This is a genomic window from Acinetobacter endophylla, assembly GCF_053543775.1.
The window spans coordinates 1-21,286 of the sequence record NZ_JBLVOM010000029.1; the positions used below are offsets into that span (position 1 = coordinate 1).

Annotated in this window: 20 protein-coding genes; 14 read left to right on the forward strand and 6 right to left on the reverse strand. The window is 44.7% G+C overall.

Going from position 1 to position 21,286, the window contains the following annotated elements:
- Together ACNPNW_RS03420 and ACNPNW_RS03425 are read right to left on the reverse strand one after the other, a co-directional pair.
- The coding region (locus tag ACNPNW_RS03420) for a DUF4372 domain-containing protein (RefSeq protein ID WP_448766528.1) at positions 1-445 on the reverse strand (445 nt) is incomplete at its 3' end.
- A 131-nt stretch (positions 446-576) separates the two neighbouring features.
- Complete coding sequence (locus ACNPNW_RS03425; RefSeq protein ID WP_004732555.1) at positions 577-1,197, reverse strand: LOG family protein; 621 nt, start codon at positions 1,195-1,197, stop codon at positions 577-579.
- 332 nt (positions 1,198-1,529) lie between these two features.
- Between ACNPNW_RS03425 and ACNPNW_RS03430 the strand changes: the two genes are divergently transcribed.
- The 6 genes from ACNPNW_RS03430 (at position 1,530) to ACNPNW_RS03455 (ending at position 10,012) form a co-directional block, all read left to right on the forward strand.
- The gene (locus ACNPNW_RS03430) at positions 1,530-3,107 is read left to right on the forward strand and encodes a TerC family protein (RefSeq protein ID WP_448766529.1); all 1,578 of its coding nucleotides are present in this window, start codon (positions 1,530-1,532) and stop codon (positions 3,105-3,107) included.
- A 73-nt stretch (positions 3,108-3,180) separates the two neighbouring features.
- Positions 3,181-3,645, forward strand: coding sequence for a YchJ family protein (locus ACNPNW_RS03435; protein ID WP_253147161.1), 465 nt, complete (start codon positions 3,181-3,183; stop codon positions 3,643-3,645).
- A 61-nt stretch (positions 3,646-3,706) separates the two neighbouring features.
- Positions 3,707-4,351, forward strand: coding sequence for a trimeric intracellular cation channel family protein (locus tag ACNPNW_RS03440; protein ID WP_004644893.1), 645 nt, complete (start codon positions 3,707-3,709; stop codon positions 4,349-4,351).
- Positions 4,352-4,480: 129 nt separating this feature from the next.
- The gene (gene niaP / locus ACNPNW_RS03445; protein ID WP_448766530.1) at positions 4,481-5,800 is read left to right on the forward strand and encodes a niacin transporter NiaP; all 1,320 of its coding nucleotides are present in this window, start codon (positions 4,481-4,483) and stop codon (positions 5,798-5,800) included.
- 165 nt (positions 5,801-5,965) lie between these two features.
- Positions 5,966-8,185 carry a DNA topoisomerase IV subunit A gene (parC, locus tag ACNPNW_RS03450; RefSeq protein WP_448766531.1) on the forward strand — a complete coding sequence of 740 codons (2,220 nt, stop codon included), beginning with the start codon at positions 5,966-5,968 and terminating at the stop codon, positions 8,183-8,185.
- A gap of 150 nt (positions 8,186-8,335) precedes the next feature.
- Positions 8,336-10,012: an AMP-binding protein gene (locus tag ACNPNW_RS03455; RefSeq protein ID WP_216986393.1), complete on the forward strand. Its 1,677-nt coding sequence runs from the start codon at positions 8,336-8,338 to the stop codon at positions 10,010-10,012.
- A 50-nt stretch (positions 10,013-10,062) separates the two neighbouring features.
- On the opposite strand, the gene ACNPNW_RS03460 is transcribed toward ACNPNW_RS03455, so the two are convergent.
- Positions 10,063-10,443, reverse strand: coding sequence for a hypothetical protein (locus tag ACNPNW_RS03460; RefSeq protein WP_004732541.1), 381 nt, complete (start codon positions 10,441-10,443; stop codon positions 10,063-10,065).
- A 100-nt stretch (positions 10,444-10,543) separates the two neighbouring features.
- Between ACNPNW_RS03460 and ACNPNW_RS03465 the strand changes: the two genes are divergently transcribed.
- Together ACNPNW_RS03465 and ppa are read left to right on the forward strand one after the other, a co-directional pair.
- The gene (locus tag ACNPNW_RS03465) at positions 10,544-10,942 is read left to right on the forward strand and encodes an MAPEG family protein (protein ID WP_005108437.1); all 399 of its coding nucleotides are present in this window, start codon (positions 10,544-10,546) and stop codon (positions 10,940-10,942) included.
- 117 nt (positions 10,943-11,059) lie between these two features.
- The gene (ppa, locus tag ACNPNW_RS03470) at positions 11,060-11,596 is read left to right on the forward strand and encodes an inorganic diphosphatase (RefSeq protein WP_004281037.1); all 537 of its coding nucleotides are present in this window, start codon (positions 11,060-11,062) and stop codon (positions 11,594-11,596) included.
- Between the two features lie 97 nt (positions 11,597-11,693).
- On the opposite strand, the gene ACNPNW_RS03475 is transcribed toward ppa, so the two are convergent.
- Entirely contained in the window at positions 11,694-13,040 is a 1,347-nt protein-coding gene (locus ACNPNW_RS03475; RefSeq protein ID WP_004732534.1) for an OprD family outer membrane porin, read from the reverse strand.
- Between the two features lie 599 nt (positions 13,041-13,639).
- On the opposite strand from ACNPNW_RS03475, the gene ACNPNW_RS03480 reads away from it, so the two are divergent.
- Complete coding sequence (locus ACNPNW_RS03480) at positions 13,640-14,368, forward strand: TorF family putative porin (RefSeq protein ID WP_420937554.1); 729 nt, start codon at positions 13,640-13,642, stop codon at positions 14,366-14,368.
- 48 nt (positions 14,369-14,416) lie between these two features.
- Here the strand turns inward: ACNPNW_RS03480 and ACNPNW_RS03485 are convergent, their stop codons facing one another.
- Positions 14,417-15,907 carry a YifB family Mg chelatase-like AAA ATPase gene (locus tag ACNPNW_RS03485; protein WP_448766532.1) on the reverse strand — a complete coding sequence of 497 codons (1,491 nt, stop codon included), beginning with the start codon at positions 15,905-15,907 and terminating at the stop codon, positions 14,417-14,419.
- Between the two features lie 66 nt (positions 15,908-15,973).
- A complete protein-coding gene (locus ACNPNW_RS03490) occupies positions 15,974-16,201 on the reverse strand; it encodes an accessory factor UbiK family protein (RefSeq protein WP_004732524.1) in 228 nt (75 codons plus the stop codon).
- Between the two features lie 277 nt (positions 16,202-16,478).
- Between ACNPNW_RS03490 and glnK the strand changes: the two genes are divergently transcribed.
- The 5 genes from glnK (at position 16,479) to ACNPNW_RS03515 (ending at position 21,274) form a co-directional block, all read left to right on the forward strand.
- On the forward strand, positions 16,479-16,817 hold the full coding sequence (glnK, locus tag ACNPNW_RS03495) for a P-II family nitrogen regulator (protein WP_004281042.1): 339 nt from the start codon (positions 16,479-16,481) through the stop codon (positions 16,815-16,817).
- A 59-nt stretch (positions 16,818-16,876) separates the two neighbouring features.
- Positions 16,877-18,289: an ammonium transporter gene (locus ACNPNW_RS03500; protein WP_004644905.1), complete on the forward strand. Its 1,413-nt coding sequence runs from the start codon at positions 16,877-16,879 to the stop codon at positions 18,287-18,289.
- Positions 18,290-18,429: 140 nt separating this feature from the next.
- Positions 18,430-18,894: a transcriptional regulator NrdR gene (gene nrdR, locus ACNPNW_RS03505; RefSeq protein ID WP_004281044.1), complete on the forward strand. Its 465-nt coding sequence runs from the start codon at positions 18,430-18,432 to the stop codon at positions 18,892-18,894.
- A 2-nt stretch (positions 18,895-18,896) separates the two neighbouring features.
- Positions 18,897-19,985, forward strand: coding sequence for a bifunctional diaminohydroxyphosphoribosylaminopyrimidine deaminase/5-amino-6-(5-phosphoribosylamino)uracil reductase RibD (gene ribD, locus ACNPNW_RS03510; protein WP_409654575.1), 1,089 nt, complete (start codon positions 18,897-18,899; stop codon positions 19,983-19,985).
- On the forward strand, positions 19,982-21,274 hold the full coding sequence (locus tag ACNPNW_RS03515) for a DNA adenine methylase (protein WP_004644908.1): 1,293 nt from the start codon (positions 19,982-19,984) through the stop codon (positions 21,272-21,274). The genes ribD and ACNPNW_RS03515 overlap by 4 nt, the downstream gene beginning before the upstream one ends.
- Positions 21,275-21,286 lie beyond the last annotated feature (12 nt).

Sequence of the window (21,286 nt, forward strand, 5' to 3'; positions counted from 1 at the left end):
TCATGCTGGCTTTTGAGTCGTGAACTTTGGCCCATTCACATAAGGAAAGCGACAGGTCAATATGACTGGCATCCAGGGAATATAATGGATTCTTAAAGCGAAATTTATGGGCTACTTTTGAGTGTTCATAGTATTTAAGCAACTTGTAAAAGAGCTGTTGATACAAGGCAGCAGGCTGCTGCTCATTGATTCGTGCCAGTGTACTTCGGGGAATAGACTTTGCTCCGAAATGACTCAGTTTGTCCTGTTGGCACTCCAGATTGGATTGAATATCTCTCAGACTTTGCCTGCAGGAAAGTTGAGACATCAAGATGGCAATAAACTGATCCCATCTTGAAGCCGCTCTAAATTTCTGTCCAACATGGTGTACTTTAGCAAGTTGCTCAAAATCCTGTCGCACGACGGGTTTAATAAGCTGATGAAATACGGTATTCTGATGTGACAAAACCTGAATCCTGGTCGTTAAAGTGTTTGTTTGCACTCATATTTTAACGATTTGGACTCAGGTTTTTTATTTAAATCAAACTATGGGACAGCAGTGAGCCAGGTGCTCGCTTTTTTCTTAATTGGAACGGTTTAAACCACAAATCTTTGCGGATGGCCTAAATTGGTTAAAGTTGTATAAATTTCTTCTTCGTGTTCGCAAATGATCAGTTTGGCGCGATGCTGTGGCGGTAAAAAACCATCTTCGACCGCACGGTCCAGCTGTGCAATCAAGGCATCATAGAAACCATTCACGTTATACAGCATCATCGGTTTCTGGTGCTGGTTCAGCTGCCCCCAGGTGGCAATTTCCAGAATTTCCTCAAACGTGCCCAGTCCACCCGGTAGTGCTACAAAGGCACAGGCCCGCTCAGCCATCATAGCCTTGCGTTGATGCATGCTGGTCACCACATGTAATTCAGTGAGCTGGTTATGGGCAATTTCATAATCCAGCATAAATTCGGGAATCACCCCAACGGCTTCACCGCCGTGCTGGATCATGGCATCCGCGACCTGTCCCATCAGGCCGATACTGGCGCCACCATAGACCAGTCCGAAACCATGTTCTGCCAGTCCTTGCGAGAGATGAATGGCTTTTTCTAAATAAACCGGTTTGTTGCCTGCACGTGAACCACAATAGAGTGCCACTAGAGGGCGAGTTGTTTTTGGGGAGTTGTCTTTAAAATAATCTGTCATTTGAATTACGCTTTGCATTTATTTTCTTCACCTTATCATTTTTCTTTCTTGTGACTCTAGCTTAATTAATAAATATGACAATTCTGTGAGCAGCTGCATTTTCACTGCATTACAGCCAGGCAAAATTCATCGATAAACAGCCATGAAAAAGGGTGAATTTCGATTTGATCTTGCTATACTAAAAATTGGTTTCACAACAATAGAACGACGATGGGTAGTGGTAGTTGGCCGTTTAACTTTATAAATCTACGCCAAAAAATTGATCTTATTCAATATAAAAAATTCTGTTTTGCTGTGTCACAGCGTCAGGTGATTCCATGCTGCAGTCCTGAGCTTCAGGAGCCAAGCGTATGATCTTTGAATGGATGTCAGACCCTTCAGCCTGGGTCGGTTTACTCACGTTGATTGTTCTTGAGATTGTACTCGGGATCGACAATCTGGTTTTCATTGCTATTTTGGCGGAGAAACTGCCACCAGAACAACGTAATACGGCGCGGATTGTCGGCTTGATGCTGGCCCTGCTGATGCGTTTGATCTTACTGGCCTCGATTGCCTGGGTAGTGACCCTCACTGATCCACTATTCCACATCTTTGATCATGCTTTCTCGGGCCGCGATCTGATTCTATTGTTTGGTGGGGTGTTCCTGCTGTTTAAAGGCACCATGGAACTGCATGAGCGTCTGGAAGCCAAACCCGTCATCAAAGAAGAAAATCCGGTCCATGCGGTATTCTGGATGGTGATTGTCCAGATCGTGGTGCTGGACGCCGTATTCTCATTAGACAGCGTGATTACTGCGGTTGGTATGGTCAAAGACCTGTCAGTGATGATGATTGCCGTGATTATTGCCATCGGGATTATGCTCTGGGCATCCAAAGCTCTGATGGATTTCGTCAACAGACATCCGACCGTGGTGATTCTGTGTCTGGGCTTCCTGATGATGATCGGCTTCTCGCTGGTGGTCGAAGGCTTCGGTTTCCATATTCCGAAAGGTTACCTGTATGCTGCAATTGGCTTCTCGGTGATTGTCGAATTTATTAACCAGACCATGAAACGCAATCAGGAAAAAATGGTGACCACCACCGACATGCGCTACCGTACTGCTTCAGCAGTGATGCGCATGCTCGGCGGCAAACCTGCTCAGGACAATGATTCTTCTGAGCCGGAAGATGTTCTGGCGACACGTGCCTTTGCTGATGAAGTCTTTAATGATGACAATGGCATCTATCATAGTGTCATGGTACAGGGCGTACTGGGTCTGTCTGAACGTCCGGTCAAATCAGTGATGACACCGCGTCCTGAGCTAGAATGGATTGATCTGGACAATGATGCTGACAGTATCAAAGAACAGTTATTGCAGATGAGCCACTCGCGTCTGATTATCGCCCGGGGTGAACTGGATAATATTGCCGGTGTGGTACTGACCCATAAAGTCCTCAACGAATACATTGAAACCGGGGTGCTGGATTTTGAAAAGCATTTACGTGAGCCAGTCATCGTGCATGAAAATGCCCAGGTACTGATGGTGATGGAGCAATTGCGTCAGGCTCCATTGCAGATGGCGATTGTCCTGAATGAATATGGTTCGATTGAAGGGATTGCCACCCCAATTGATGTACTGGAAGCGATTGCTGGTGAATTCCCGGATGAAGATGAGCTGCAAGCCGCCGCAGAAAGCCTGGAAGATGGTAGCCTGATTCTGGATGGTTCTACCGATATTCGTCACGTTTCCTTATTGCTGGATCGTGATCTGGTCAATGAAACCGAAGAATATTCAACTTTATCTGGTTATGTATTGTTCCATATGGCACGTTTACCGCATAGTGGTGAAAAGTTTGAAGCAGACGGGCATATCTTTGAGGTCGTGACGATGGACGGTCATAAGATCGACAAAGTGCATATCATTCCGCAGCTTCCTGCACAGGACTAGACTCTAGCCAATGTTTGGCCTGTAAAGTTTGCTAAAATAGCCCGCATTGTCGGGCTATTTTTATGGAACTGAAATGTCAGAAGCATGTCCATGTGGACAAGGCGAATATCACAGCTGTTGTCAGCCACTGCATGCAGAGCAAAAGGTCGCAGAGACTGCACAGCAACTCATGCGTTCCCGTTACAGTGCCTTTGCCAAGCATGAAATCGATTACATTAAAACCACGACTGCGCTGGGTCAGCAACAGGCGCTGGACCTGCAGGCAATTAGTGAATGGAGTAAAGCCAATCAGTGGTTAAAACTTGAACTTGTTCAAATCAATGAAAAACTAGATAAAAATCATGCCTTGGTCGAGTTTAAGGCACATTATCATGATGGCAAGCAGGCACAGGTTCATCATGAAGCTTCGCATTTTGTGAAGTTTGAAGGTCGCTGGTATTTTCTGGATCCGACTACAAACCAGACCATCACCATGAAACAGGCCTGCATTTGTGGTTCGGGGAAAAAATTTAAGCAATGTTGTGCCGGATTCTTATAACTTTCACACAGATTTAGCTTAGAATAGCCGCCATCTCATAGCCTCAGGTGGAAGCAGGGCGATGTTACTGACCGTCATCTATATTATTGCAATTACCGCTGAAGCCATGACCGGGGCACTGTCCGCTGGCCGGCGCAGCATGGACTGGTTTGGCGTGATGATTATTGCCTGTGTCACGGCACTGGGCGGTGGTTCGGTCCGTGATGTTCTGCTCGGACATTATCCCTTGACTTGGGTCAAACATCCCGAATATCTGGTGCTGACCTGTTGCGCCGCCTTCGTCACCATCCTGATTGCCAAATGGATGCGACAGTTACGTAATGTCTTCCTGGTACTGGATGCCTTGGGGCTCATTGGCTTTACCATTATTGGCTGTCAGATTGCCCTGGAAATGGGACATGGTTTTGTGGTCAGCGCCGTTGCGGGTGTCTTGACCGGTGTGTCTGGCGGGATTTTGCGTGATATTTTATGTAATGACGTACCGCTGGTGTTCCGCCGTGAACTGTATGCCAGTATTGCCTTTGTTTCAGTGATTTTTTACTGGTTATGTAGTCACTACGGCTTGTCGCAGGATCTGACCATTCTGTCTACCCTGATTTTTGGTTTTAGCTTACGTTTGATCGCCATCTATTTTGGTCTGGAAATGCCAAAATTCATTTATAAAGATGATGATGAACACTCGGCATCCTCCAAAGACGAATCTTGATTTTTAAATGTATGAAGTGCGGCAATAAAAATAGCCGCATTCAGCTCAATTCGTAGTATAAAAAGTATAAAGCAGCCCACCTGTTGAGAAAGCAGCATCTCCCGTTCCACCTGATCAGAGATTTTTGTTATGGATTTAGTTTCTCGCATACAACGCTTACCAATTTGTAGGTTTCACTATACCTTGCTGGTGGTGATTGGACTGGGCTGGATGTTTGATGCCATGGATACCGGATTGATTTCCTTTATCCTGGCAAAAATGGCTGAAGACTGGCAGATGACTGCCGATCAGAAAAGCTGGGTGGTATCCATCGGTTTTGTTGGCATGGCAATCGGGGCGATTTGTTCAGGTGGTCTGGCCGACCGGTTTGGGCGTAAAACAGTCTTTGCTGCAACGCTGGTCATTTACAGTCTGGCCACGGCAGCTTGTGCTTTTGCACCGAATCTGACCTGGCTGCTGGTATTCCGTTTTATCGTCGGGTTGGGTCTGGGTGGGCAGTTGCCCGTAGCGGTGACGCTGGTCAGCGAATATATTCCTGCGCATGTGCGTGGCCGTTTTATTGTGTTGCTGGAAAGCTTCTGGGGACTGGGCTGGTTAGTTGCTGCCTTGGTATCTCGTTTTGTCATTCCTGATTTTGGCTGGCAAACTGCCTTCCTGATCGGTGGCTTGCCGGCACTCTATGCGATTGTGATCTGGAAAATGGTGCCGGAATCGATTCCTTTCCTGATTAACCGTGGCCGTATAGAAGAAGCCTCGGCACTGGTCAAAAAGATTGAGCGTCAATGTGGCGTTCAAGTCTATGAAATTTTTGAAGTGAAACCAGTCGCAGAGAAGCAGCATATTTCATTTTCCCAGCTATGGTCGGGTATCTTTGCGCGCCGTACGCTCATGCTCTGGCTGATCTGGTTCGGTATTATATTTTCTTATTATGGCATCTTTACTTGGTTGCCAAGTTTGCTGGTCAAAGAAGGCTATAGCATCGTCCAGTCCTTTGAATACGTGCTGATTATGATTTTAGCGCAGTTGCCCGGTTATCTGGTGGCAGCATGGCTGGTCGAAAAACTCGGTCGTAAACCGACCTTGGCAGGTTTCATCGGCATGTGTGCCATCTCGGCATATTTCTTTGGCCAGTCGGGCAGTGTCACCGAAATTGTGATCTGGGGCTGTCTGATGTCCTTCTTTAATCTGGGTGCCTGGGGTGTGCTTTATACCTATACCCCGGAACAATATCCGACCAATATCCGTGCCTTTGGTTCAGGCTGGGCTGGCGCCGTAGGCCGGATTGGCGGTATCGCGGCACCTTTTGCCGTAACCCATCTGATGGGTATGCCGAATGGCTTTAGCTATGTCTTTACCATGTTTACGGCAGTTCTGGTCGCTGTCGCGATTGTGATTCTGGTCTTGGGTGAAGAAACCAAAGGCAAGACCCTCGAATCGATGGGCTTATAAAGGGAATGATTTTTTAGTTGCTTAGGGCCTATAAAGTGGATATTTTTAGGCCATAAGACACAAATTGTCGCGCTGAACGATTTGATGCCCTTGTGTCATCTACAGCCACGACTTAGCATAAGAAACATTGATACAAAAACGAATTATTTAGGACTATAGGTTGTTATGACAAGCCTTGCGCATCATGCGACAGAAAACCGCTCCGTAGCAGAATTTACCGAACAAGCTTATCTGAATTACGCCATGTACGTGATTATGGATCGGGCACTCCCTCATATTAGCGATGGCCTGAAACCGGTACAGCGCCGGATTGTCTATGCCATGAGTGAGCTGGGCCTGAAATGGACCAGCAAACCAAAGAAATCGGCACGTACAGTCGGTGACGTACTGGGTAAATACCATCCGCATGGTGACTCGGCCTGCTATGAAGCCATGGTGCTGATGGCACAGCCCTTTAGTTATCGTTACCCGTTTATTGAAGGGCAGGGCAACTGGGGTTCACCAGATGATCCAAAGTCTTTCGCAGCGATGCGTTATACCGAAGCCAAGCTTTCCCAGTACAGTGAACTATTACTGTCTGAACTGGGACAAGGCACCTGTGAATGGCAGGACAACTTTGACGGTTCCATGAAAGAACCGGTGAACTTGCCGGCACGTGTACCGAATATCTTGCTGAATGGGACCACTGGCATTGCAGTCGGTATGGCCACTGACATTCCACCGCATAACCTGCGTGAAGTGGTCAAAGGTACCATTGCGCTGATTCGTAATCCGAACCTGACCGATGAAAAAATTGCAGAATATATTCCTGCGCCCGATTTGCCGACCAAAGCCGAAATTATCACGCCGCCTGCTGAACTGTTAAAGATTCAAACCACAGGTCGTGGCAGCTACCGCATGCGTGCGGTCTATAGCGTCGATAAAAACGAAATTATCATTACCGAACTGCCTTATCAGGTGTCAGGTTCCAAAATCATCACCCAGATTGCCGATCAGATGCAGGCCAAAAAATTACCACTGGTCAGCGATGTAAGGGATGAATCGGATCATGCCAATCCAACCCGTTTGGTCATTGTCCTGCGTTCGAATCGTATCGATGCCGAATCGGTGATGAGTCACTTGTTTGCTACGACCGATCTGGAATCGAGCTACCGCGTCAACATGAACATGATTGGTGCGGATGGTCGTCCACAGGTAAAATCGATTCGTCGTATTTTGCTGGAATGGATCGAGATTCGTAAAACCACGGTAACGCGCCGTCTGCAATATCATCTGAATAAGATCGAAAAACGTCTGCATATTCTCGGTGGTCTGATCATTGCTTATCTGAATATTGATGAAGTGATTCAGATTATTCGTGAAGAAGATCAGCCCAAGCCGGTACTGATGCAGCGTTTTAATATTGACGAAATTCAGGCCGAAGCAATTCTGGAACTGAAATTGCGTCATTTAGCCAAGCTTGAAGAAATGGAAATGCGCCGTGAGCAGGAAGAACTGGAAGCAAAAGCGGCAGTAATTCGTGAACAACTGGCCAATCCAGAATCTTTAAAAAGCCTGATCATTTCTGAACTGAAAGACGATGCCAAGAAATTTGGTGATGATCGCCGTTCGCCAATCGTGCAGCGCGCTGAAGCGGCGGCAATTAATGAAAATGAAATGTTGCCGGCCGATCCTGTAACAGTGGTGTTATCAGAAGCTGGCTGGATTCGCTGTGCCAAAGGTCATGAAGTCGATGCAGAAAATCTGAATTTCCGTGCCGGTGATCACTACTTGAGTCATGCACAGGGCAAATCCAACCAACGCGTTTATGTATTAGATGACACTGGGCGTAGCTATGCCTTGGCCATCAATACGCTACCATCTGCGCGTGGTCTCGGCGAACCGCTCAGTTCAAAACTGTCTCCTGGCAGTGGGGTAGGTTTTAAACAGGTTCTGGTGGCAGAGGATGAAACTGAAATTCTAGCAGCAAGCAACAAAGGCTATGGCTTTAAAACCCAGGCCAAGCAGCTGGATACCAGTGCCAAAGCCGGGAAAGCTTTCCTGAATTTATCTGAAGGGGCAGAGGTCATGAACCTGCAGCCACTCGATGATGCCACGCATGTTGCACTGCTCAGTTCAGCAGGACGCCTGTTGATTGTTGATTTAGCAGAATTACCTGTATTGAACAAAGGTAAAGGAAATAAATTGATACAACTTGAAGGGTGTGATCAAATTTTGTCCATGACAATATTCAAGCTTGATGAAATAATTCAAGTGCTTGCAGGACAACAGCAGTTAAAATTAAAAGGGGATGATTTGCGCAAATATATCGGCAAGCGCGGTGCGAAAGGACAGCTTTTACCACGCGGATATCAAAAAGCAAATAAACTGTTGATTCAAAGATAAGACTAGCATCCATCCTGTGAAATACGTTATATATGAACAACGATTCAACAAGATGGATGCAATATTGCACATATACAAGTCTAAAAATGGCGTGTGATATTGAAAAAAACAGTTGAAATACTAAGGATTATGATTGGAGAGATGGCCATTATGGAAAAAATTTGGTTTGCTGAATACCAAAAAACAGGGATTCCAGAAACAGTAGAATTACCAGCAGAAAATACTTCTCTAGTAGATGTTTTTGAGCGTAATTTCCAAAAATTCGGCTCGCGTGATGCCTTTATCTTTATGGATAAGGCCATGACTTTCAATGAACTGGAAGAGGCGAGCCGTAAGTTTGCAACTTATCTACAAAGCTTGGGGTTGGCAAAAGGTTCACGTGTGGCAGTGATGATGCCAAACGTTCTTCAGTATCCGGTTGTGGCACTTGGGGTGTTCCGCGCAGGTTTGGTACTGGTCAACGTGAATCCACTCTACACATCGCGTGAACTTGAGCATCAATTGAATGACTCTGGCGCTGAAGTGCTGGTGATTATTGAGAACTTTGCTTCTGTTTATCAAGCAATTATTGGTAAAACACCAGTGAAGCATGTCGTAGTAGCTTCTGTCGGTGACATGCTGGGTGCCTTGAAAGGAACACTGGTAAATTTTGTATTGCGTTCTGTACGCAAGCAAATTCCAGCTTGGGATATTCCAGGCCATGTGAGATTTAATACGGCGTTATCTAAAGTTAATCCAAGCAACTATAAACGCCCTGAATTGACCCTTAGCGATACAGCAGTTCTTCAGTACACAGGTGGTACGACGGGTGTATCTAAAGGTGCTGAACTGACACATCGTAACCTAGTTGCGAACATGTTGCAGTGTGACGGGATCTTCCAGAGTAAATTTGGTGCGCAAGATGGTCAGCCAGATGACCGTATTTTCTGTGCTTTGCCGCTTTATCATATCTTTGCATTCATGGTATGCGCACTTTACGGTATGTACAAAGGTCAGGCGAACGTTCTGATTCCAAACCCGCGTGATTTACCTGCGGTGATGAAAGAACTACGTAAATATCAACCGACTTTCTTCCCGGCAGTAAACACGCTGTTCAATGCGTTGGTAAACAATGAAGAGTTCAAGCAACTTGATCATAGCAAACTGAAAATGGCGATGGGCGGCGGTATGGCCGTACTTCCTTCTACTGCAGCAGCATGGAAGAAAGTCACTGGAACCAATATCGTTGAAGGTTATGGCTTGTCTGAAACTTCTCCGGTTGCAACAGCAAACCCACCTGCGTCTGAAGAATTCAGCGGCACTATTGGCATTCCATTGCCATTGACTGAAGTGGCTATTCTGGATGATGAAGGCAATGAAGTTCCACTGGGTGAGCAAGGTGAAATTTCAATTCGTGGTCCTCAGGTCATGAAAGGCTACTGGAACCGTCCAGATGAAACTGAAAAAGTCATGGTGAACGGCTTCTTCCGTACCGGTGATATCGGTGTCATGGATTCACGTGGTTATGTGAAAATCGTAGACCGTAAGAAAGACATGATTCTAGTGTCTGGTTTTAACGTCTATCCATCTGAGATTGAAGAAGTTGTAGCAACTCATCCAAAAGTACTGGAAGTGGCCGCGATTGGTGTGCCAGATGAAAAATCAGGTGAAGTACCAAAATTGTTTGTCGTGAAAAAAGATCCATCTTTAACCACAGAAGAAGTTTTAGCATTTGCTAAAGAAAACCTGACCGGTTATAAACGTCCACGTTATGTCGAGTTTATGGATGAATTGCCAAAATCAAACGTAGGTAAAATCCTGCGTAAAGATCTGCGTAAAACAGCCTAATACCTCAAAGAAAAAAAGCGCCGTTAGGCGCTTTTTTTGATTTAGGCTTTTTATTTTTTCATTAACCAGCGGTCAAAATACGGACGGCCTACGCCAACCACCCCCAAGAAGATAAACATGGTGCCAAACTGACGGGTAAATCCGGTTTGATTAAAGCTGCCATAACTTAGAATGTTATCGATCACACAATAAACCAGAATCGCGACCAGCCAGTGCCAGAGAGGCGTACGCTTGATACCTACGAAATAAAAGGCAATCCATAAAATGGCAAAGGTGAAGATTGGCGACCAGATATTCATATTGGCACAAATGACGGCCATTAAAAATGCCACGATCGGTAGGACAATTTTTAATACGCGATCCACTTGACGTTGATGCTGGCGTTGTTTCTCGAGGACATCGAACATTTCATTTTGATCAGGTGCGACCATAGTGAATCCTTAACAAGTAATAAAAAGCACTCTATTTAACAAAATTTATTCACGAAATGCCATGCTATGATAGAGATAAAATTTTCATGAGAAAAAACAGATGCACAGCATTAGTGGGGTTATTTATCTCATTTTGGCCGCTTGTCTTTTGCCTTATGTGTTTACATTGATTGCAAAAAAATCAGCAGGCTTCAGCAGCAAAGACAATCAGAACCCACGGGCATTTTTAGAAAAGTCTTCAGGACTGGCCAGTCGCGCCAATGCTGCCCAGCAGAACAGCTTTGAAAGTTTACCACTCTTTATTGCTGCTATTTTAATGGCGGAATATATGGTAGTACCGCAAAGTGTAGTGATGACTTTTGGTGTGGCTTATCTGGTTTTTCGTGTGTTGTACGGAATCTGCTATTTGGCCAACTGGGCGACTTTACGCTCCATCGTATGGTTACTCTCGATGTTATGTCCGGTGGCTTTATTGCTGCTGATCATCAAGTTGGTTTAAGTCATCAAGTCTGCGGACATATTTACAGTTCGATATTTTAAAATCCAAAAAAATCTTTAAAAACCGTTATAATTGTCGCGGTTTTTTAAAAGATATAACTTGTTAAAGAGTGATGCTATGAGCTACAGCAATATCCCAGCGGGTAAAGATGCGCCAAACGATATCTATGTGATCATCGAAATTCCTGCAAATGCAGCACCAATCAAATACGAAATCGATAAAGATTCTGATGCGTTATTTGTAGACCGTTTCATGGGTACAGCAATGTTCTACCCAGCAAACTACGGTTATGTACCAAACACACTATCGCTTGATGGTGATCCATTAGACGTACTGGTTGTAACGCCTCATCCAGTAGAGCCAGGTTCTGTGATTCGTTGCCGTCCTGTCGGTAAATTGAACATGGAAGATGACGGTGGTGTTGATGCGAAACTGGTTGCAGTTCCACATGACAAACTGACTCCAATCTACAAAGATGTTCAGGAATATACTGATCTTCCTCCATTGTTGATTAGCCAGATCGAACATTTCTTCCAGCACTACAAAGATTTAGAGCCAGGAAAATGGGTCAAGCTCAGTGGTTGGGAAGGTGCTGATGTTGCGAAGCAAGAAGTACTGGACTCAATTGCTGCTTATGCAGAAGCAAACAAATAATTGCTTTTTGTTGTCCAGGTTTTAACTTTTTAAAGCCTGCAATAAAAAAAACCTGCACAATGTGCAGGTTTTTTTTATTGCTTGAAATTCGTGTGAATTAGAATAATTTCACAGGAATATCTAACCAGATACGCCATTCATTAGTGTCACCAATGTAGTTGCCAGCTTGGTAGTTATCGCTAGCACGTAGGTAAGAGTGACGAACACGTAAGCTGCTATCTTTGGCAAAACCAGATTGAACCGTATATTTTACCTGGTTAAAGAACTCACGTTCTTGAGCATCACCAGTGATTAATTGAGAGCGATCATTTTGATTAGCAACATCAATATCCCAACCATATACAAATGCAGAAGTCCAAGATAGGCCAGGAACATTCATTGCACTGAAATCGTAAGTGTATTGAAGCTGTGCTGATTTTTCATCATTACCAATGAAGTCAGACAGGTATGAGTTCGGCATATAAATGGTTTGATGACCATCACCTACACCTTGACCTAAACCATAGTCATAACCTGTATTACCTGTATTTTGTTGGTAAGCTAGCATGACATTGTGTGGGCCTTTATTATAGGTCGTAGAAATTGCCCAAATATTGTTGCTTAACTTATTTAGATCATTTGTGGTATGCGAATAAGTGTATGCACCACCATCTGACTTTTTATCCCAATCAGTATGATAGCCACTAAAGTCATGAGTTAAAGTACTACCATTCGCCAATGCATAACTATAGTTTGCATTAACATAATGACGCTCTAGGCGGTCTTTAATGTCTGTACCATAGTAAGAAGCATTCACTGCATCATTAAATTTGTATTTTGCACCCCAAACTATTGCGCGATCCAATTCATTACCATCAGATTTGATCTGGCTTGAACGCTGGTTTTCAGTAAATTTACCAGCAACGAGGCTTAAGTTTTCGATTTCATTACTTTCAACCAATACACCTGTAAAGTATTCAGGTACTAAACGCGCAGTATTGCTTGCAAGTACAGGTAAGTCTAAAACCTGAGTACCATAAGTAGCAGTCGTGTTTGAAACACGTGCTTTTACATATGCGCCGCCACGTGCCCAATGATCATAAGCTGAACCATCCGGATGTTGAGGAATCATGTCATTACCGGCATGTGCATTTTCACCCAATTTGAAAGATGCATCACCGATAATACCGGCACCAAAGCCGACTACACCTTTGGTAAAACCAGAGTCTAATTTAACGATCGCAGTCTGAGCAGCTGAACTTGTATCATTAACAACTTCACGTGCACCGGTTTGATTGTCGTTATAGTTTGTTTTATCGCGGTGCAAATAGCCGGTACGGAAAAGTACAGAACCTTCTGCGTCTTCTACAAAACCTTTCGATTCGCTTTGCTCGCTAGCGAAAGCGGTAGAAACCAAAGCAGCCTGAATCAAAACTGCTAATGTTAATTTTTTTGAATTTTGCATTGGGAAGAGAGCCTTATACAAATTGATCGGAATTTTTTAGGAATTGTATAAGAATTGCTGAAAAAATGTCATTTTTTATTGGATATATTCCACTAAAGTTTAGATTTTTTTAACTCAAATTAAACAATAGCAAGGATTTGAGGTGATTAATTTCTAACCTATCGGTAAAAATTGAGTAAAAACATAATTTTATTGGAAAGTATAAATGATATTTCTAAAGTGGTGAAATGAATGTGATCAGCTTATTTATTTTGAAACGTGCGAAAAATATGATCAAAAATTACGCACTATTTTCCAGCAGAAATTTCATTCATTGTAAAAATGGAATCAAAATGGGGCAAATTGTAAACAATTATGTATAAGTATTAAAAAAGTGAATAAATACGCTTGAATGCTTTTATTTAAGAAAAGGCCAAAATAGTTCAGTTTTTCAAAATTAATTTTTTTAATTAAAAACAATTACTTAAGTTTTATTTGTGTTTTTAGATTTATTATTTTGATTGCTTTTATCCAGATTGGCATAGCTCTTGCAGATTTTGAACTTGAGTTTAATCAATGACCATAAAAAACGTCTCAGGACGATCTGGGGGAGTCGAAGAATGAAATTTATATTAAAAACATTATCAATCGCGGTACTAGGAGCCGCATCAACTCTCAGTTTTGCTGAGGAACCTACTGCTGAACATACGGTTTCAGGAAATATCAGCGTGCTTTCAAGCTATAACTTGCGCGGTATTACCAATGCTCCTGAAAATAGCGGAGCGACCTTGCAAGGTGGGCTGGATTACAACCATGCATCAGGCTTCTATGCAGGCTGGTGGGGATCAACATTAGACTATGGCGATGATTTGCCAAATGCCTTTGAAAATGACTTTTATGCAGGTTATAACGGTTCAATTAATGAGGATTGGGGTTATACAGCAGGTTTAGCTTATTATTACTATTATGATATTGGCAATACCGGTTCAAATGGTTTTGAAACCATGCTCGGTCTGACTTATAAAGATTTTGGTGTTACTGCTCAAACATTACTTGAAGATCTTGATTGGGGTAATGCAGGGGATACTTATCTAAAAGGAACCTATAGCTACGCACTGCCAAAAGACTTTAGCCTGGATACCGCACTTGGCTTATATATCTATGCAAAAGATGGGGATATAGAAGGTACGGAAAACAGTTTCGGTTTTCGTCATTTCGATATAGGTCTCAGCAAGCCACTGGGTGATACAGGTGTGACTGCAAGCATGAATTATACGGTTGGAGGTTATGATCGTTTTGAAGAAAAACAAAAGAATAAAGTGGTATTTGGACTTGGCTATAGCTTCTAATTCTATTTAGATAAAAAAGGCGACTTATTAGTCGCCTTTTTTAATGACTTAAATTTGCTGTTGCCCCCGATAAGACAAGGCTTCACTAAGATGTTGACTTTGAATATCTGGACTATGATTTAAATCGGCAATGGTTCGAGCAACCCGTAAAACGCGATGATACCCTCGTGCTGATAAGTTCAGTTTTTGCTGTGCCAATTCAATCATTTTCTGTGCAGACTGATCTAATGCGGCATATTGCTCTAACTGCTTTGGGCTCAGACTCATATTCAGGGTATTTTGTCGTTGCATCTGGGTTTCATAAGCAGCGATGACCCGTTGTCTGACCGTTTCGGAGTTTTCTGTAGGCCGATTGTCCTGTAATTCATGCGCCTGTAATGGTGGTACATCGATATGCAAATCAATCCGATCCAGCAGAGGGCCTGAAATCCGGCTCTGATAGCGTTTAATACTTTCAGGTGAACATTGGCAGCGAATATCCTGATTAAAAGCATAACCGCAGGGACAGGGATTCATGGCAGCCACCAGCTGAAAATTGGCTGGAAAGGTAATTTGGCGTGACGCTCGGGAAATGACGATTTCTTTTGCTTCCAAAGGCTGACGCAGAACTTCCAGTACTTTGCGGTCGAATTCTGGTAGCTCGTCCAAAAATAAAACCCCTAAATGTGCCAAGGTAATTTCTCCTGGCTTGGGGTGTGAGCCGCCACCGACCAGTGCCACCGCAGAAGCAGTATGGTGTGGTGCTCGAAAAGGCCGTTGTCCAAAAGGGTGATTGGCATTCGCCACCGAATAAATACTCGCCACTTCCAGATTTTCCTGCGTCTTTAAGGGCGGCAAAATACTGGCCAATCGAGAAGCCAGCAAGGTCTTGCCTGTTCCGGGTGGGCCTCGAAACAGCAGGGAATGACCACCTGCCGCAGCAATTTCCAAGCCACGCCGTGGTCGTAATTGTCCTTTTACATCCGCCAGATCAAACTTATAAAAATGGTCTGTATTGAGTGGACTGGCTTCTATTTGCGGTAAGCGCTGCGCTTGGGAAAGATGTTCACACACTTCTTTTAAATGATTGGCTGCAAAGACTTTAAAGTCTGGGAGCTGACAGTCTTCCTGTGCATTGGGGCCAGGCAAAATCAGTTGATGCTGGTCACTTTGACAGGCAATGGCAATACTTAAGGTGCCGCTGACAGGACGTAATTGACCATCGAGGGCCAATTCTCCAATAAATTCAAGATGCTCGGTGCAATTTTCAGGCAGCTGCCCAGAGGCCACTAAAATCCCTAATGCAATCGGTAAGTCCAGACGTGAGCCATCTTTTGGCAGATCTGCAGGGGCCAGATTAATGGTCAGACGTTTGGTTGGAAATTGAAAGCCGCTATTCAAAATGGCAGAGCGTACCCGGTCTTTACTTTCACGTACCGCCGCTTCGGGAAGCCCCACTATAGTGAGCGAAGGCATACCCGAACTGACATGAACTTCGACTTCAATTAAAGGCGCATGCAGGCCCAGCAAGCCTCGCGTATAAATTTTGGCAAAAGACATTATTATTGTTCCAATTTGGTGCGTTATTTTTATAGTTCTGGTGTCTTTTATGCACTGTAGTTGTGCTTATTTTTTGTTCGAAATTCTCTCTTCTAATGCTTCCACCTGTTTGAGCAAATCATTCAGGCGATGATTGGCATTATTTAGGGCAGTACGCTGACGTTCTATTTCTTCTTTAGACACCAAATCCATTTTCGCCACAGCTTCATTTAACAAGGCACGGATATTATGTTCCAAATCTTTCTTAGGTTGTTCGACTTGCTGCAAAATTGCTTGTAATAAAGTTTCAATCATTGTCTGATCCATCGCCGTAGAAAGGAACCGACAGTTTAGCATTGCTAAAATGCAGACTATAGTATTTCAGACAAAATATAGACTTATTCGATTAAAGATATTGTAAAAATCCACATAAAAAATGTCTATTTTTTGAAGATTCAAAGCCTTTATCCGTATAAAATAAGGTATAAATAAACCACATGCCGGGCTTTCTAACTTCCCCCGACCTTAGGAATCTTGGCATGAAATTTGAACGTAAAACCTTACTGGTGAAATAAGCCGAAGGAAAACAAACATGAAGCTCGTAACTGCAATTGTAAAACCTTTTAAATTAGATGATGTTCGCGAAGCATTGTCTGAAATTGGTGTTCAAGGCATCACTGTAACTGAAGTGAAAGGCTTTGGTCGTCAAAAAGGCCACACTGAACTCTATCGTGGTGCTGAATACGTTGTAGATTTCTTGCCGAAAGTCAAAATTGAAATCGCGATTAGCGATGAAATGGTAGACGCGGTGATTGAATCTATTACTCGTGTGGCGAGCACTGGAAAAATCGGTGACGGAAAAATTTTCGTGACTAACTTAGAACAAGTCATCCGTATTCGTACAGGTGAAACAGGTGCAGACGCTGTCTAACTTGGCACGAAGTTTGCTGAGTACCTAATAACTCACAAAAACTTGGTTGGGGGATACGAATGAAAAAAATGCTACTCGCGTTCGGCATGGCCGGCGCTCTTTTTGGTGGTTCTGTTGCATGGGCTGAAGAAGCTGCAACAGCAACAACACCGACAGAAGAAATTGTGCTTGTTGAAGAAGCAGGCGATACAACAAATACAACAACAGACACTACAGCAGCAATTGCTGAAGCAGCGCCAGTTGAAGCTGCAGCACCTGCAGAAGAAGAACCAACTCTAGATACCGGCGATACCGCTTGGGTTTTAACCTCTACCGCTCTAGTCTTACTCATGACCATTCCTGGCTTGGCGCTATTTTATGGCGGTATGGTCCGTAAGAAAAACGTTCTGGCGACGATGGCACATAGCTTTATTGCTGCGGCGGTGGTCAGTATTGCTTGGGTGATTATTGGTTATACCCTAGCTTTCGGTGAAGGCAATGCCTTTATAGGTGGCCTGGATAAGTTCATGTTGGCCGGTATTACCACAGAGGCACTTTCAGGCACGATTCCTGAAATCCTGTTTGTGATTTTCCAAATGACTTTTGCCATCATTACGGTTGCCATCATCAGCGGTTCGATTGCAGAACGTATGAAATTTGGTGCTTTCGTTGCTTTTATCGCACTTTGGGTGGTGATCGTCTATGCACCAATTACCCACTGGGTATGGGGTGGTGGCTGGTTAGGTAACGACGGCGCGCTTGATTTTGCTGGTGGTACGGTTGTACATATCAACTCGGGTGTTGCCGGTCTGGTAGCAGCGTATATGCTGGGCAAACGTATGGGCTTGGGCCGTGAATCTATGGCACCACATAACCTGACCCTTACTGTAATTGGTGCATCTTTACTCTGGGTAGGCTGGTTCGGTTTCAACGGTGGTTCTGCATTAGGTGCCAACGGTTCTGCAGGCTATGCTTTGATCGTGACTCAAGTCGCAGCGGCAGCAGCAGCCATTTCTTGGTTAATCACTGAAAAACTGGCACGTGGTAAAGCTTCTGTACTGGGCGGCGTATCGGGTGCAGTTGCTGGTCTGGTGGTCATTACTCCAGCTGCAGGTTTTGTGACTGTAGGCGGTGCATTGGCGATGGGTCTGATCGGTGGTGTGGTGTGTTTCTGGGGGATTACAGCACTGAAACGCGTATTGAAAGCCGATGATTCTTTAGATGCTTTTGGCTTGCATGGTGTAGGTGGTATTGTCGGTGCGATTTTAACCGCGTTCTTTGCTAGCGAATTCATCATGGGTGACAATGCCCCTGCCAATGTCATGCATCAGCTTTGGGTGCAAGTGGAAGGTGTACTGGCGACAATTGCTTACTCTGCGATCATGACCTTCATTATCCTGAAAGTCATCGACTTGATCATTGGAATCCGTGTGGCATCTGATGATGAGCGTATGGGTCTGGATTTAAGCCAACATGGCGAACGTGTCGAATAATAATAAATACACCATAATCAATATATAGTGTAAAACAGCCCGAATGGGCTGTTTTTTTTCTATATGTTGCGTAAAACTCTACAAAGTTTGTAATTTTTGCTACACTCGGAATCCATCTGGATTTGTTCAATTAAACCGCTATGCATTGCCCATTTTGCAATACTGCAGACAGTAAAGTGATTGATTCACGCCTGGCAGCTGAAGGCTGTCAGATTCGTCGTCGCCGTGAATGTGTCAGTTGTAATGAACGCTTCACTACCTTTGAAAGCTATGAAGTGGTGATGCCGCGCGTCATCAAGTCGGATGGCAAGAATGAACCTTTCGATGAAGCCAAATTACGTCGTTCCCTGATGCATGCCTTGCAAAAACGCCCGGTGACCCAGGAGCAGATTGAAACGGTGCTGAGCGATATTCAGCTACAGATTCGTCGTTTAGGTGAGCGTGACGTGAAATCTCGTACTATTGGTGAAATCGTGATGCAGTCTTTATTTGCTCTGGATCATGTTGCTTATGTGCGTTTCGCTTCGGTCTATCAGGATTTTCAGGATGTTGAAGCTTTTCGTCATCAGATTGAACAGATGCAACAACGAGAATTACAAGAATAAGCATGGTTGAACTGAATCAAGATCAAGTCTGGATGCGCCGGGCCATTGAATTGGCTCGTCAAGGGCAATATTCCACCAAACCGAATCCGAATGTCGGCTGCGTCATTGTTAAAGATGGTGTGATTGTTGGAGAAGGTTTTCATCCTCAAGCCGGCCAGCCACATGCTGAAGTGTTTGCGTTGCGTCAGGCCGGTGAACAGGCACGTGGTGCAACCGCTTATGTGACTTTAGAACCTTGTGCGCATTATGGCCGTACGCCGCCTTGTGCCAAGGGTCTGGTTGAAGCAGGTGTGGCTAAAGTTGTCGTGGCCTGTCCAGATCCCAATCCGCTGGTGGCTGGCAAGGGTGTACAGATCCTGAAAGATGCCGAAATCGAAGTCGAGATTGGCATCTGTGAAGATGAAGCGCATCAGCTGAATCAAGGCTTCCTGAAAGCCATGGCGACCGGTATGCCTTATATGCGTTTAAAAATTGCCTCAAGTCTGGATGGCCGTACCGCGATGGCATCGGGTGAATCAAAATGGATTACCGGTGTAGCAGCACGTCAGGATGTACAGCACTGGCGTGCGATTTCAGGCGCAGTGATTACCGGGATTGATACGGTTCTTGCGGATGACTGTGAACTGAATGTGCGTCAACTGGATGGCCTTGAAGATATCAAGACTGTGGTGCAACCGAAACGGATTATTCTGGACCGTCAGGGGCGTTTACCACTCAACGCAAAAATTTTAGTGCAACCTGAAACAGTGATGGTCATGGGGCCATTTCGTCAAGAGCTTGCAGACCTGGGTGTGCTACACTTGCCGGTACAGCCTTTAGCAGAATTATTAAAGCAACTGGTTCAGCAGCATCAGATTTATGATGTCCTGGTGGAAGCAGGGGCGACCTTATCTACGGCATTTTTACAACAAAAATTGGTTGATGAACTGATCAGTTACGTTGCACCGACCCTATTGGGTCAGTCTGCGCGTACCATGTTTAATGCAGAATTTAGCCATATGGCCGAACAACTCCGATTTAAGCTGCGCGATGTAACTCGCTTAGGTGATGACGTGCGCTTCAGGCTAATTCCTTTTCAAGAGACACTATGAGTTCAGAGTCTACGGTTTATCATAAACGTCGCCATGCGGCACGTACCACCGATGAATATCTTTTCCATCAGCTGGTTCCTTATCTGGGCAATAAACGCCGTTTACTGCATTTAATTCTGGAAGCGTTGGAAAGTACGGGAACTCTGAACCGTGCTGATGGTCGTGCGCCGATTTTTGCTGACTTTTTTGCAGGTTCAGGCGTGGTCTCGCGCTTGGCCCGTCAGAATGGCTATCGTGTGATTGCCAATGACTGGGAGCCGTATAGCCACGCGCTGAATCATGCGGTACTGGCCTGTACTGAAGCACCGGCATTTAAAGAACTCGGTGGCTATCAGAAAGCGATTGATTATCTGAACCGTCTGCCGGAAGTTAAAGGCTGGGTGACGCATAACCTGTGTCCGCGTAATGATGAAATTTATGATCCAGCCCGTGATCGTTTGTTCTTTAAACGTCGTAACGGCATGCGTATTGATGCCATCCGTCAGCAGATTGCAGCCTGGCAGGCACAAGGTGCAATTGATGATGTGGAAATGTCTGCCTTGCTGGCACCCTTGCTGTATTCCGCCAGTTTTGTCAGCAATACTTCAGGCGTTTTCAAAAGCTTTCATCATGGCTGGGGCGGGAAAACCCAAACTGCGCTGGAACGGATTGAATCATTGCTGTGGCTGACTCCAAGCCGTTTTTGCGAGTCGGATCAGAAAAAGGGAATGGCCGCAGAAATGTGGTGTGTCGATGCCCAGCATCTGGCCAACCAGATGAGCGGCTTTGAAGTAGATGTAGCTTATCTGGATCCACCGTATAATCAGCATGCTTATAGCAGTAATTATCATGTGCTGAATGCGCTGACCTTATGGGATCAGGCCGATTTACCGACTCCGGATACCAAGGGCTTTAAGAGCGGGATTGACCGGGCATGGCGCAAAGAGCGTCCGAGCCAGTACAATTCCTCTAAATATGCCAAAGAAGCTTACGAGAGCCTGTTGGCCACCATCAATGCACGTTTCATTCTGACCAGTTATTCAACTGACGGTAATATCAGCGCTACCGATTTGTTACAGGCCAATCTGAAACGTGGCCGGGTGACCTTGCTAACCCAGGATGTGCCGCGTTATCGTGTTAGCAAACAGCGCCAGTCTGAACGTGCCCGCGTGCTGGAATTTATTGTGATTACCGATACCCACGCCAAGTCAGGTCCACCGATCCGTCAATTACTCAGCCAGCTGCATCATTATGCAGAATTGGGTGGTGTGGATACGACCGGCGTTAGTACCCAGTTGGCCCTCTGGTAAAAGAATTGAAAA